The organism is Actinomadura sp. WAC 06369 (assembly GCF_003947565.1).
Lineage (GTDB): Bacteria > Actinomycetota > Actinomycetes > Streptosporangiales > Streptosporangiaceae > Spirillospora > Spirillospora rifamycini.
In genome coordinates, this window is the sequence record NZ_QHJN01000219.1 from 1 (window position 1) to 11,169 (window position 11,169).

Genomic DNA, 11,169 nt, shown 5'->3' on the forward strand with positions numbered 1-11,169 from the left:
ACGGGCGGGGGCGGGGGCAGCTTCTCCACCGCGGGGACGACCAGGGCGGGGTCGGCGTGCAGCAGCCCGCGCAGCAGCCCGGCCACGCGCAGCCCGTCGGTCGTGCCGTCGTCCGCCAGCGGCGCCAGCGCCCGGACGGCGAGCGCCGGATACCGGTCGGCCGCCTCCAGCAGCGCCGCGGGCCCGCCCTGCTCGCCGATCCCGGCGAGCAGGGCGGGGAAGATCCGCTCGTCCGGCGTCTCCAGCAGCGCGCGCACCAGGATCGGGCGGGTGTCGTCGGCGCCCTGCCGGCGGCGGCGCCGCAGCGCGATGTCGAGCAGCGGGACGGCGTCCGCGCCCAGCCCGTCGAGCAGCGTCCCGACCACGGCGGGCGTCACCGGCATCCAGGTGACCCGGGCGGCGTGCGCGGCGGTGGACATCGAGGCGAGCACGTGGTCCTGGCCGAGGGGCTGCCGGTGGGCGTTCTCGGCGAGCGCCTCGTCCGCCCAGCGCGTCTCCGTCGGCAGGAGGTAGGACGCCGTGCGGCGCCGCTGCGGGTCGCCGCGGTGCGCCGCCACGCGGGCGACGGCGTCGCGGTACACGTCCTCGGGGGCCGCCGCCAGCAGCGCGCGGAGCCGCTTGGCCGCGCGGTCGTCGGCGATCCACCGGCCCAGGGGGAAGGCGTCCTCGTCGGTGGTCCGCCGGAGCTCGCCGGCCCACCCGCGGGGCGCGTCCCCGATGGAGGCGTGGGCGACGAGCCGGACGGCGCCGGAACCGGACGACGCCCGCACCGGCACCGGGCCGGCCTCGATGGACGACGCCTCCGTGAGGGCGCACGCGGCGAAGGCGAGCCCGTGGTCGAGCGTCCAGGCGTCCACGAAGGCGGGGGCGTCGACGTCGCCGAGGTACCGCACCGCGGCGGCCGCGACCGCCGCCGCGCCCGCCGGGTCGGGGGCGCCGTCCAGCCGCGCCGCGACGGCCTCGCCGAGCGCCGGGTCGGTGCGTTCGTGCTCCGCCATCCGCGCGGCGATCGGGCGGGCCCGGCGCTCCGCCTCGCGGGCCCGCCGCGCGGCGTCCGCGTCGGGGACCGCCGCGGGCCCGGCGGCGCCGCCGCGCCGCGGATGGAGGTGCTCGCGCCATTCGACCGGAATCTCGACCATGGCAGGGAAAGCTAACGACAGGCAACGACAAAGCGGTGCACGTAGGATCTCGTTGTGGACGAGACGGTCATAACGGTCCGCGGCCTCGACGTGGAGCTGGGCGGAGTCCGGGTCCTGGACGGCTTCGACCTGGACGTGCGGCGCGGCGAGTTCCTCTCGATCATGGGGGCGAACGGCGCCGGGAAGTCGACCCTGCTGCGCTGCCTGGCGGGCCTGCAGCGGCCCGCCGCCGGGGAGGTGGCCGTCTTCGGCCGGCGGCCGGTGGACGGGCCCGAGTTCTGGCGCGACGTGGTCCATATCGCGGACGAACCGAGCTGGTACCCGTGGCTGTCGGTGCGCGAGCACGTCGACCTGATGCGGGCCGTGCACGGCGAGGTCCGGCTCGACACCGACGCGGCGCTGGAGCTGTTCGACCTGACCGGACGGGACGACGCGGCACCGGCGCGGCTCTCGACCGGGCAGCGGCAGCGGCTCTCGCTGGCGATGGGGCTGGTGCGGCCGAGCCGGCTGCTCCTGCTGGACGAGCCGGAGCGCGGCCTCGACCTCGACTTCCGCGACCGGCTCAAGGAGATCTTCGTCGCGTACACCGTCGCGGGCGGCACCCTGGTGATGGTGACCCACGACGACGACCTCGCCTGGTCCACCCGTCGGCTGAGGCTGGAGGCCGCCGGATGAGCGGGGTGCGCGCCGCCCGCGGGTACCTCCGGGCGCACCGCCGGACGTCCGCCGGCTGGACGGACTGGTACACGCGCGCGGCCGTGGCCCTGTTCGCGGCCGCGCTGCTCGGCGGGTCCCTCGGTTCCGTGCTGCCGTCCGCCGCGCGGGACGTGGACCCGTCCCAGGCGGGGGCCGGGCTCGCCCTGGTCGCGCTGGCCTACGCGGGGTTCCTCACGCTGGCCCGCAGGTTCGGTCCGGTGGCGCTCCCGGCCGCCGACGCGTCGTGGCTGCTGCTCTCGCCGCTCCCCCGCCGCAGCGTGCTCGCCCGGAGCGCCGCGACGCTGCTGGTGCTCGCGCTCGCCGCCGGGGCGGTGCTCGGCGTCGCGCTCCTCGCGGTCCTCGGCCTGCCCGGCGACGCGCCCGCCGCGCTGGCCGGCGCGGTGCTCCCGGCCGTCGCGGCGACCGTCGGCGGGGCGGCGGCGGCCGTGCTCGCCCAGGCGTCGCCGCCCTGGGACACGGGGCTGCAGGCGCTGATCGCGGGGTCGACGGCCGCCGCCGCGGCCGCGCTGCTGCTCGGCGCCGGCCCCGGCCGCGAGGTGCGCGCCGCCGTCGCCGACGCGACGCCGGCGGCGGGCCCTGCCCTCGCGGTGGCCGGCGCGGTCGCGGCCGCGCTGCTGCTCCGGCTCGCGTGGGGGGCGCTCGACCGGGTCCCCGCGCGCTCGATCCTGGACGCGTCCACCCGCACGGGGCACGTGACCGCGGCGACGGTCGGCCTCGATCCGGCCGCGCTGACGTGGATCGCCGAGGAGGCCCACTGGCGCGGGCGGACGCTGCGGTCCCGCCCCTGGCCCGCGCGGGCGGCCCGCCCCGCGGCCCTCGCCCTGATCGACTGGCGCAGGCTGGCGCGCCGTCCGGGCCTGCTGTGCGCGCTGCTCGCGTCCGCCGCGGGCCCCGCGCTGGCGGTCGCGGCCGGCGCCGCCCCCGCCCTGGTCGCGGCCCTGGCGGGCGCCGGGGCGGTGACGGCCGCCGCGGCGGGCACGACGGGCGCCCGCCGGGACGCCGACGACCCCGGCCTCGCGCGGCTGCTCGGCGTCGCGCCCCGCGCGGCGCTGGCCGCGCGGTCGGTGCTGCCCCTGCTGCTCGGCGGGGCCTGGCTCACCCTCGCCCTCGCCGCGCCGAGCATCGCGGACGGCACGGCCTGGTGGGCGTTCGGCCCGGCGGCGGCGCCCGCGCTGGCGGCCGGGGCGCTGCGGATGGCGCGGCGGCGGCCCGTCGACCACGCCATGCCGACCCTCGACACGCCGTTCGGCTCCGTGCCCACCGGCCCGGTCCTGTGGGCCGCGACCGGGTTCGACGTCGCCGCCCTCGGCTGCGCGCCGCTGCTCGCCGCACTGAGCGCCCCGCCGACCGCGATCGGCCCGTACCTGGCGGTCCAGGCGGTCACCGGGGTCGCGGTCCTGGCGGCCTACCTGGCCGCCGCACGCCGCTGAACCGGGCCGGACGCCCGCGGTGAGGGGCGAAGCGGGCGCGGGGTCAGGCGGTGGGCTTCACTCCGGCGTCGGCGAGGATCTCGCGGTTCTCCCGGTAGAGGGCGTCGAACGCGGCCAGCTCCGCCTCGTCTTCCTCCTGCACGAACGACAGCGGGCCGTCGCCCGCCAGGGACGCCCGCTCGACCTCCGCCCGGAAGACGATCGTGCCGTTGCCCTCCAGGACGGGCTGCCAGCGGCCGTCGGCCTCCTGCAGCCACGACCGCGCCGGGCCGCCCGGGTTCCGCACCAGGACGGGCACGTCCGGGTCGACCCGGCCGAGCCGCGACCACACCGCGCGCGACGCCGCCACGCCCGACCCGCAGGACGGCGTCAGCCCCGCGCCGCGCTCGTAGGTCTGCACGTACACGTCGGCCGGGCCCCGCCCGTCCAGCGGGAGGACGAAGCTGACGTTCGCGCCCTGCGGGAAGTCGCCGCGCGCGTCCGCGACCCGCAGGCCCGTCTCGATCAGCTCGTCCTCGCGGTAGCCGCCGATGACGCTGACCAGGTGCGAGTTCGGCACCGCCACCGCCGTGACCGGCAGCGACGCGTGGAAGGCGCCGAGCACCCGGTCGACGACCGGCTCGGCGGCCCCGGCGACGATCGGGTCGGCGGGCGCGAAGTCGACCGGCGGCAGCTCCACCGCCGTCCGCCGCACGCCGTGCGGCGTCGTCCCCGCGTCCCGGACCGTGAAGTCGTACGGGCCGGTGCGCAGCACGACCTCCCCGGCGTCGTGGCGGTCGAGGAGCAGGCGCCCCGCGCCGCGCATCCCGTTGCCGCACAGCAGCGACTCCGAGCCGTCCGGGTTGAAGAACCACGCGCGGGCCGTGCCGTCGCCGCCGTCCACGATGAAGTAGACGCCGTCGGCGCCGAGCCCGTCCGGGCGGTCGCACAGCCGCCGCACCGCGCGGGCGGCCTCCCCGCCGGGGAACAGCTCGTCCGGGGCGCCGTCGACGACGAGGATGTCGTTACGGTTTCCGTGGACCTTGACGACCGGCAACTGCGACATGGCGGCTCTCTGACGTGCTGAAACGGGTGATCCGACCATCGTACCGGCCGACCGGGGGCCCGCGCGGGTCCGTGCCGCTAGCATCGCCGACGTCACACCCCCGCACACCCCCGCACACACCTGGACGCGCCATGTGGGACGACTTCGCCCGCCTCAGGACCGGCTACCTTCCCGGCGTCGACGAGCAGACGCTCATCCTGAAGATCGCCGAGGAGTACGGCGAGGCCGTCCAGGCGTACATCGGCGTCACCGGGCAGAACCCGCGCAAGGGCGTCCACGGCACCCCGGACGACGTCCGAGACGAACTCGCCGACGTCATCATCACCGCGGGGATCGCCCTCGTCGCGCTCACCGGCGACGACCCGGCCGCGGCCCGCGCCCACCTCGAACGCCGCCTGCGCGCCGTCACCGAGCGCTCCGGCGTCTGACCCGTCAGCCCGCCGCGACGTCCTCGAACATCCAGCGGTGGCCCTCGAGGTCGGCCGCACGGTACCGGCCGTCCACCGCGATGTCGCCGACCTCGGCGAGGATCACCGCCCCGGCACCCCGCGCCCGCTCGAAATGCGCCTCGATGTCCGACACGTACACGTGAACGCCGTCGATCACGTACGGGACGGACGACCACGCCGCGGCCTCCGCGCACTCCTCGGCATGCCGGCGCGGCGAACGGTACGCGGGCGTCGGCTCCGCGAGCATGATCGCGCCGCCGTCCTCCGTCTCCATCTCCGCGTGCCCGATCGTCCCGTCCGGCATCGTGATCCGGCCGGTCTCCCGGAACCCGAAGGCGTCACCGAGCCACACGAGCGCCGCCCGCACGTCCTCGTACGACAGCATCGGCGTGACGACCTGCCTCACAACCCCTCCAAGCTCACCGATCGAACGACGCGGATCACTCCGGCGGCCCGGGCCGTTCCCGCTGGGCGAGCTGCGCCGCGATCGCGTAGTCGATGTGGACGTCGCGGTAGGTCGTTCCCGACCGCGCCTCGTCCGGAACGCCCCTGCGGATGCTGCCCGACGACGACCGGGCGTCGGCGTCCCCGGTGAACTCGACCGAACTGTCCGGGACCGTCCCGAAGCGCAACTCGTCCGCCGTGACCGTCGCCCGGAAGAGGATCGCCGCCGACGCCGCGACCTCGTCCTCCGGATACTTCCCGGCCATCGTCCGTCACCCCGTCACCGGCTCGACTGCTTGGAGAACATGCGCATCAGCGCCCGCCCGAGTTCCTGAAGGGACTCCTCGGTCTCCCGAAGCGCCCCTCGCAACTCCGTGGCGTCGTCCGCCGCGCCTTCCCCGCCCTTTCCGCTGTTCCCGTCTCCCCCGTCCGCGGAGGACGGCCGGTCGCCCGACTTCCGATCCTCCGCCTGGTCATCCGACTTCCGATCCGCCTGATCGCCCGACTTCCGATCGTCCGAATCCCGATCGGCCGACTCCCGATCGTCCGTCTGGTCGGCAGGCCGGTCGTCCGGCCGGTCGTCCGGCCGGTCGTCACCCGACTCGCCGCTCGACTCATCGCTCGGCTCGTCGCTCGGCTCGTCGCGCGGTTCCTCGCTCGCCTCGCCTGCCTGCTTCTCGGCCGGCTGTTCGTCCGGCGTTCCGCGCGGCTGACCGCCCTCGGCATCTTCGACGGCCTGTCCCGCCGTGCTCTCGACGGTGTCCCCGGCCTCTCCCGCAGCCCGTCCCGCGCTTTCACCGGCCTGCTGGGCGGTCTCGCCCGTCCCGCGGCCGACCTGCTCCGCCGCACCACCGGTCCCCTGCCCGACCGCCTCGGCCGCGCCTCCAGGGCCCTGGCCGACCTGCTCGGCCGCACCCCCGGCGCCCTGGCCGACCTGCTCGGCCGCACCCCCGGCGCCCTGCCCGGCCGCCTCCGCAGCACCACCGGCACCTTGCCCAGCTGCTGCGGCCGCGCCACCGGCCCCCTTGCCGACGTCTTGTACCGCGCCCCCGGCGCCCTGCCCGGCCGCCTCCGCCGCACCACCGGCACCTTGGCCGACCTGCTCGGCCGCGCCTCCGGCGCCCTTGCCGACCTGCTCGGCCGCGCCTCCGGCGCCGCGGCCGACGTCCTGCACGGCGCCGCCGGTGCCTTCGCCGACGTCCTCGACGGCGGACCCGGCGCCCCGGCCGACGTCCTGGACGGCACCGCCGGCCCCCTTGCCGACGTCCTGGACCGCGCCTCCGGCGCCCCGGCCGACCTCCTTGACGGCGCCGCCGGCGCCCTCGCCGACGTCCTCGACGGCGTGTCCCGCGCCCCGGCCGACGTGCTCGACGGCGCCGCGGGCCCCCGTGCCCAGTTCGCCGACGGCCCGGCCCGCACCGGCGCCGATGGACTCCACGCCCCGGCCGATGTGCTCGAGGAGCTGCGGGTTGCGGTCGAGGGTGGTGAGGACGCGGTCGACGATGGCGGCCACCTCGTCGAGCCGGACCTCCAGGAGCGCCTGTGCCTCCACGCCCTTGATGTCGAGCTTGACCGCGCCCAGGCCGACGTCGGCGCCGACGTTGAGCCTCAGCATGTCGAGGACCTGTGCGGAGAGCGCCACGTGCGCCTCGAGGTTCTCGACCTCGAGGGAGATCTCCTCGACCTTGAGCTGCGGGACGTTGAGATACACGTCCGGCCCGCCCTTGGACGGCCGCCGCTCGATGGGGCGGTCGGGGTCCGGCCCGGGTACGTCGCGCGCGCCGCCGGCATGTTCTTCCCCCCGCTCGCGCGACCGCTCGTCGGGCGTGGTGTCTGCCATGGGTCCGGTCCCCTCGTCCGCGCTCGGTCAGCCGGCGCCGCTCTTCGCTTCGACCTTCTCGGCGTCCTGCTCCTGCTCTTGCCCCTCGTCCTGCTTCTGACCCTGCTCCTGGTCCTGGTCTTGCTCCTGGTCTTGCTCCTGGTCCTGGTCCTGTTCCTGGCTCTGCTCTTGGTCCTGGTTCTCCTGGGCTTCCTGCTCCTCCTTGACGGCGTCCTCGTGGGTCTTGACGACCTCGCCGTCGCGGATCTCGCCGCGCCAGCCCTCGATGTCGTCCTGTTCGAGGACCGAGCGGGTCATCATGTGGCGCTTGATGTGCTTGAACTCGAGGCGCAGCCGGCGCCCCTGCGCGCGCCAGAGGTTCGCGGTCTTCTCGAAGAAGCCGTCCGGGTGGTACTCGGCGACGAGCAGGACGCGGGTCAGGTTGGGGGTCAGCTCCGCGAAGGTCACGGCGCCGTCGACGTACCCCTTGGCGCCTTCGGACTTCCACACGATCCGCGTGTCGGGGATCTGCTCGGTGATCGTCGCTTTCCAGCTCCGGTGCGAGAGGAAGATCTGCGCACGCCAGTTGAGCTTCTCGTCGGACTCCTGCTCGACGCTCTCGACCTTGCTGGTGAACGAGGGGTAGTCGCCGAACCGCGTCCACTGGTCGTAGGTGGTGCGCAGCGGCAGCCCGACGTCGAACTCCTCGACGATGTTGACGACCTTGGCCTCTTTCTCGCTGCCGCCTCCGCCGCCGCCGTCTCCGTCGCCGCCGCCGAGCAGGCCGCCCGCGACGCCCTTCACCTTCTCCTTCGCGCCGGTCATCCCGGCGCTCATCCCCGCACGGAGCGGAGACTTGCCCTCCGCGATCTCCTTCGCCCCGGCGGCGAGCATCTTCTTGCCGACGCCGCCGCCGTCTCCGTCGCCGCCTCCGCCGCCGTCCCCGGCGCTCTCGCTCAGCCGTCCGGTGAGGTCGCGGATCCTGTCGTTGGCGGACGCCAGCGCCCGCGTCATCACCGCGCGCGCGAGGTCCTGGCTCGCCTCCTTGAACTGGTCGAGGGGAAGGTCGTCGATCAGACCCGGCGCGTCCTTCGTCTTGGTTTCGGCCATGGTCACCACTTCTCGCTCCGGTCGGCCGCTCCCCGCCTGGCGTGCGGACCGTCCCGTCGTCCGCACAGGGAGCGCGGCGTCACCCCACCTGTCACCGCGACCGACGAAGGACAAACGACCCGAACCCCGACGCTCGGGTAAAACGTTGGTCTGACCTGGACGTTCTACCCGGTCGGGGCCGGGGTCGGGACGTGGCCGGGCGGGAAGTCGCAGTCGATGTCGCCGACGTCCTTGTCGCCGCCGGGCTCCTCGATGAGGACGTAGGCGCAGGCGCGGCCGTGCTCGTCGGTGAAGGACTGCCGGGTGGCGGTCTCGCCGCACGCGGTCAGCGTGAGCAGGACGGCGGCGCACGCGGCGAGCAGCACGGCGGCGCGGGCGGGGCGGCGGGCGAGGAGGACGCGGGACGGGCGCGCCGTCCCTCCAGAACGTTTCATGCCCGCAGCATGACCGGGTTCCGGTGTCCGGTCCGCGCATTTCGCCACACGTCCGGGGAAGGGCGGATGACGGTCCGCGGCGGGGTGCTCAGCCCGGACGCAGGACGCCGAAGTCGCCGAGGTCGTGCGAGATCGTGAACGTTCGGGAGGTCATGCGCCAGCCGTCCGGGGTCCGGGTCCAGTGGTCCTCGTACTCGCCGAAGCACTCGTAGGCGCGCCCCGCCGCCTCCCCCTCGCCCTGGTGGTGGACGCGCGCGTAGGTGAGGGAGCGCGCCTCGTCGCCGCGGATCTCGACGCGGTGGTTGCCGAGGAGGTGCTGCGACGGCCCGCAGCCGCCGAGGTGCGCGCGGACCCGGGCGACGATCGTGTCCCGTCCGGTGCGGCCGTAGCCGGTGGCGTCCGGGACGAACATCGCGCCGACGGCGTCCCAGTCGCGGCGGTCGAGGGCGGCGGCCATCTCGGCGAGCCGCTCGATGATCTGCTCGCGGTCGCTCATCGTGGAGGTCATTTCTCTTCTCTACGGCGCTCGCGGGGCGCGCCGCCGTCCGCGTCCCGCTCACCGGTCCGGAAACACGAAAAAACCGCAGACCGTGGGTCTGCGGTTTCGCGGACAGTACCCCCGAGCGGATTCGAACCGCCGTTACCGCCTTGAGAGGGCGGCGTCCTAGGCCACTAGACGACGGGGGCGTGACGTGCCGTCCGCTCCCATGTCGTGCTGGGAAGAAGCGAACGTGTACCCCCGAGCGGATTCGAACCGCCGTTACCGCCTTGAGAGGGCGGCGTCCTAGGCCACTAGACGACGGGGGCCTGTCCGCTTTCGCGGACGCAGCTGGGGTACCAGGACTCGAACCTAGACTAACTGAACCAGAATCAGTCGTGCTGCCGATTACACCATACCCCAGAGAGGTACGCGGGCTTCCTGCCTTTCGGGCCGGTCGCTCGCGCCTCGATGAGAATACAGGAGTCGGGGACTTGGACCAAAACGAATAGCGGACGGTCGCCCGCGCGTCTCCATCGCGGACGGTTCGAGCCGCCCGCCGTCCGGGTCGCGCGGGCACGGGACCAGCCCGAACGCGGTCCCGGACGGCCCGGACCGGCGCCCGGGACGCTCCCCGGGCGCCTTCCGCGATCCGGCCGGCTAGTCGCGGGCGATGACCCGGTTGGTGAGGGTCCCGACGTTCTCGACGGTCACGCTGACCTCGTCGCCGACCTCCAGCGGGCCCACGCCCGCCGGGGTGCCGGTGAGGATGACGTCGCCCGGCAGCAGCGTCATGACCTGGCTGACGTACTCGACGAGCTTCGGGATGTCGTGGATGAGCTGCGACGTGCGGGCGCTCTGCCGGACCTCGCCGTTCACGGTCGTGCTGATCGCCAGGTCCGCCGGATAGACCTCGGTCTCGATCCACGGGCCCAGCGGGCAGAACGTGTCGAACCCCTTCGCGCGCGTCCACTGGCCGTCGCGGGCCTGCAGGTCGCGGGCGGTGACGTCGTTCGCGCAGGTGTAGCCGAGGATCACCTCGGCGGCCCGGGACGCCGGCACCTCCCGGCACATCCGGCCGATCACCAGCGCGAGCTCGCCCTCGTGGTCGACCCGCTCGGACAGCTTCTCCGGGTAGGCGATCGCCTCGCCCGGACCGATCACGCTCGTCGACGGCTTCGCGAAGATCAGCGGCTCGGCGGGGGCCTCCCCGCCCATCTCCGCGGCGTGCTCGGCGTAGTTCTTGCCGATCGCGATGACCTTGCTGGGCAGGATCGGGGCCAGCAGCCGGACGTCGGCGAGCGGGTACCGGTGCCCGGTGAAGGCGAGCTCCCCGAACGGATGCGCCGCGACGGCGGCGACGGTGTTCTCCTCCACCACCCCGAAGGACATGCCCTCGTCGGTGGAGAACCTGGCGATACGCATGGTCGAGAGCCTAGTACCCCGGTCAGAGGCCGCACCCCGCGCCGTTGAGGACGCACTCGGCGGGCGGCACCGGCTCCCCCGCGGCGCCGAACCGGACCGTCACCGTCCCCATCGGCGGGACGGCCGCCGCCCCCGGCGCGTTCTCGATCACCGCCCGCTCGCCGCCCCGCACCAGCCGTCCGCCCCATACGTTGCGGACGTCCGAGCCGGGCGCCAGGAACGTCAGCCGCCACGACGCCAGCGGCCGCCCGGTGCGGTTGGTGACGACGAACGAGCCTTCGTAGTAGCCGGGGCCGTCCTCGACGACCTGGAACGTGACGCCGTCGCCTCCCGGCGGCGGCTCCGCCCCGGCAACGGGCCCGCCGGACGCCCCGGCGGGCGGCGGGGACGTCCCGGCGGACGGCGGGACGGTCGTCGGCGCGGGCGCCGCGCCGCCGCTCGTCCCCTCGGGGGCGGCGGCCCGGGGCGTCGCCGCGCGGGTCTCGGCCGGGGCGGCGTCCGGCTCCCCGTCGTCGCCGAGGGCGAACACCGCGAGGAGGGCCACGGCGACCACGAGCACACCGGTCCCCAGCGCGAAGGCCACTCCCCGCACGCTCCCGCCGGCCGTGCGCGCGGGCGGGGCCGAGGGGGCCTCCGGGTCGGGGAGTTCGGCGGTGCCGCCGAACTCCCCGACCCGGAG

At 75.3% G+C, this 11,169-nt stretch carries 13 protein-coding genes and 3 tRNA genes; 3 read left to right on the plus strand and 13 right to left on the minus strand.

What is annotated here, in order from left to right; genetic code table 11:
• The coding region (locus DMH08_RS35655) for a hypothetical protein (protein ID WP_199748161.1) at nt 1–1,139 on the minus strand (1,139 nt) is incomplete at its 3' end.
• 54 nt (nt 1,140–1,193) lie between these two features.
• Here DMH08_RS35655 and DMH08_RS35660 point away from each other — a divergent pair.
• Both DMH08_RS35660 and DMH08_RS35665 read left to right on the plus strand, forming a co-directional pair.
• Nucleotides 1,194–1,814 (plus strand): ABC transporter ATP-binding protein, encoded by a 621-nt coding sequence (locus DMH08_RS35660; RefSeq protein WP_125620552.1) that lies wholly within the window; start codon nt 1,194–1,196, stop codon nt 1,812–1,814.
• A complete protein-coding gene (locus DMH08_RS35665; protein ID WP_125620554.1) occupies nt 1,811–3,286 on the plus strand; it encodes a DUF6297 family protein in 1,476 nt (491 codons plus the stop codon). The genes DMH08_RS35660 and DMH08_RS35665 overlap by 4 nt, the downstream gene beginning before the upstream one ends.
• A gap of 43 nt (nt 3,287–3,329) precedes the next feature.
• On the opposite strand, the gene dapF is transcribed toward DMH08_RS35665, so the two are convergent.
• The gene (dapF, locus tag DMH08_RS35670) at nt 3,330–4,331 is read right to left on the minus strand and encodes a diaminopimelate epimerase (protein WP_158642452.1); all 1,002 of its coding nucleotides are present in this window, start codon (nt 4,329–4,331) and stop codon (nt 3,330–3,332) included.
• A gap of 131 nt (nt 4,332–4,462) precedes the next feature.
• On the opposite strand from dapF, the gene DMH08_RS35675 reads away from it, so the two are divergent.
• Nucleotides 4,463–4,759, plus strand: coding sequence for a MazG-like family protein (locus DMH08_RS35675; RefSeq protein ID WP_125620558.1), 297 nt, complete (start codon nt 4,463–4,465; stop codon nt 4,757–4,759).
• 4 nt (nt 4,760–4,763) lie between these two features.
• On the opposite strand, the gene DMH08_RS35680 is transcribed toward DMH08_RS35675, so the two are convergent.
• The 11 genes from DMH08_RS35680 to DMH08_RS35730 form a co-directional block, all read right to left on the minus strand.
• Complete coding sequence (locus tag DMH08_RS35680; RefSeq protein ID WP_125620560.1) at nt 4,764–5,186, minus strand: VOC family protein; 423 nt, start codon at nt 5,184–5,186, stop codon at nt 4,764–4,766.
• Between the two features lie 34 nt (nt 5,187–5,220).
• On the minus strand, nt 5,221–5,490 hold the full coding sequence (locus DMH08_RS35685; RefSeq protein ID WP_125620562.1) for a hypothetical protein: 270 nt from the start codon (nt 5,488–5,490) through the stop codon (nt 5,221–5,223).
• 14 nt (nt 5,491–5,504) lie between these two features.
• A complete protein-coding gene (locus tag DMH08_RS41260) occupies nt 5,505–7,064 on the minus strand; it encodes a hypothetical protein (RefSeq protein ID WP_199748162.1) in 1,560 nt (519 codons plus the stop codon).
• A gap of 27 nt (nt 7,065–7,091) precedes the next feature.
• Nucleotides 7,092–8,153, minus strand: a complete 1,062-nt coding sequence (locus DMH08_RS35695) for an SRPBCC family protein (RefSeq protein WP_125620564.1) — start codon at nt 8,151–8,153, stop codon at nt 7,092–7,094.
• 164 nt (nt 8,154–8,317) lie between these two features.
• Complete coding sequence (locus DMH08_RS35700; protein WP_125620566.1) at nt 8,318–8,587, minus strand: hypothetical protein; 270 nt, start codon at nt 8,585–8,587, stop codon at nt 8,318–8,320.
• Between the two features lie 88 nt (nt 8,588–8,675).
• Entirely contained in the window at nt 8,676–9,095 is a 420-nt protein-coding gene (locus DMH08_RS35705) for a nuclear transport factor 2 family protein (RefSeq protein WP_026403849.1), read from the minus strand.
• A 106-nt stretch (nt 9,096–9,201) separates the two neighbouring features.
• Nucleotides 9,202–9,274: transfer RNA gene (locus DMH08_RS35710), tRNA-Glu, on the minus strand.
• Between the two features lie 47 nt (nt 9,275–9,321).
• Nucleotides 9,322–9,394, minus strand: a tRNA-Glu gene (locus tag DMH08_RS35715).
• 22 nt (nt 9,395–9,416) lie between these two features.
• Nucleotides 9,417–9,488, minus strand: a tRNA-Gln gene (locus DMH08_RS35720).
• A 237-nt stretch (nt 9,489–9,725) separates the two neighbouring features.
• Nucleotides 9,726–10,490 carry a fumarylacetoacetate hydrolase family protein gene (locus DMH08_RS35725; RefSeq protein WP_125620569.1) on the minus strand — a complete coding sequence of 255 codons (765 nt, stop codon included), beginning with the start codon at nt 10,488–10,490 and terminating at the stop codon, nt 9,726–9,728.
• A gap of 22 nt (nt 10,491–10,512) precedes the next feature.
• Nucleotides 10,513–11,169, minus strand: a 657-nt coding sequence (locus DMH08_RS35730) for a cellulose binding domain-containing protein (RefSeq protein WP_199748163.1), incomplete at its 5' end; no start/stop codon positions are given.

Bases quoted from the DNA above. Each gene is read 5' to 3' on its own strand.
- DMH08_RS35665 (WP_125620554.1), top strand. From the start codon at position 1,811: ATGAGCGGGGTGCGCGCCGCCCGCGGGTACCTCCGGGCGCACCGCCGG.
- dapF (WP_158642452.1), bottom strand. From the start codon at position 4,331: ATGTCGCAGTTGCCGGTCGTCAAGGTCCACGGAAACCGTAACGACATC.
- DMH08_RS35675 (WP_125620558.1), top strand. From the start codon at position 4,463: ATGTGGGACGACTTCGCCCGCCTCAGGACCGGCTACCTTCCCGGCGTC.
- DMH08_RS35685 (WP_125620562.1), bottom strand. From the start codon at position 5,490: ATGGCCGGGAAGTATCCGGAGGACGAGGTCGCGGCGTCGGCGGCGATC.
- DMH08_RS41260 (WP_199748162.1), bottom strand. From the start codon at position 7,064: ATGGCAGACACCACGCCCGACGAGCGGTCGCGCGAGCGGGGGGAAGAA.
- DMH08_RS35695 (WP_125620564.1), bottom strand. From the start codon at position 8,153: ATGGCCGAAACCAAGACGAAGGACGCGCCGGGTCTGATCGACGACCTT.
- DMH08_RS35700 (WP_125620566.1), bottom strand. From the start codon at position 8,587: ATGAAACGTTCTGGAGGGACGGCGCGCCCGTCCCGCGTCCTCCTCGCC.
- DMH08_RS35705 (WP_026403849.1), bottom strand. From the start codon at position 9,095: ATGACCTCCACGATGAGCGACCGCGAGCAGATCATCGAGCGGCTCGCC.
- DMH08_RS35725 (WP_125620569.1), bottom strand. From the start codon at position 10,490: ATGCGTATCGCCAGGTTCTCCACCGACGAGGGCATGTCCTTCGGGGTG.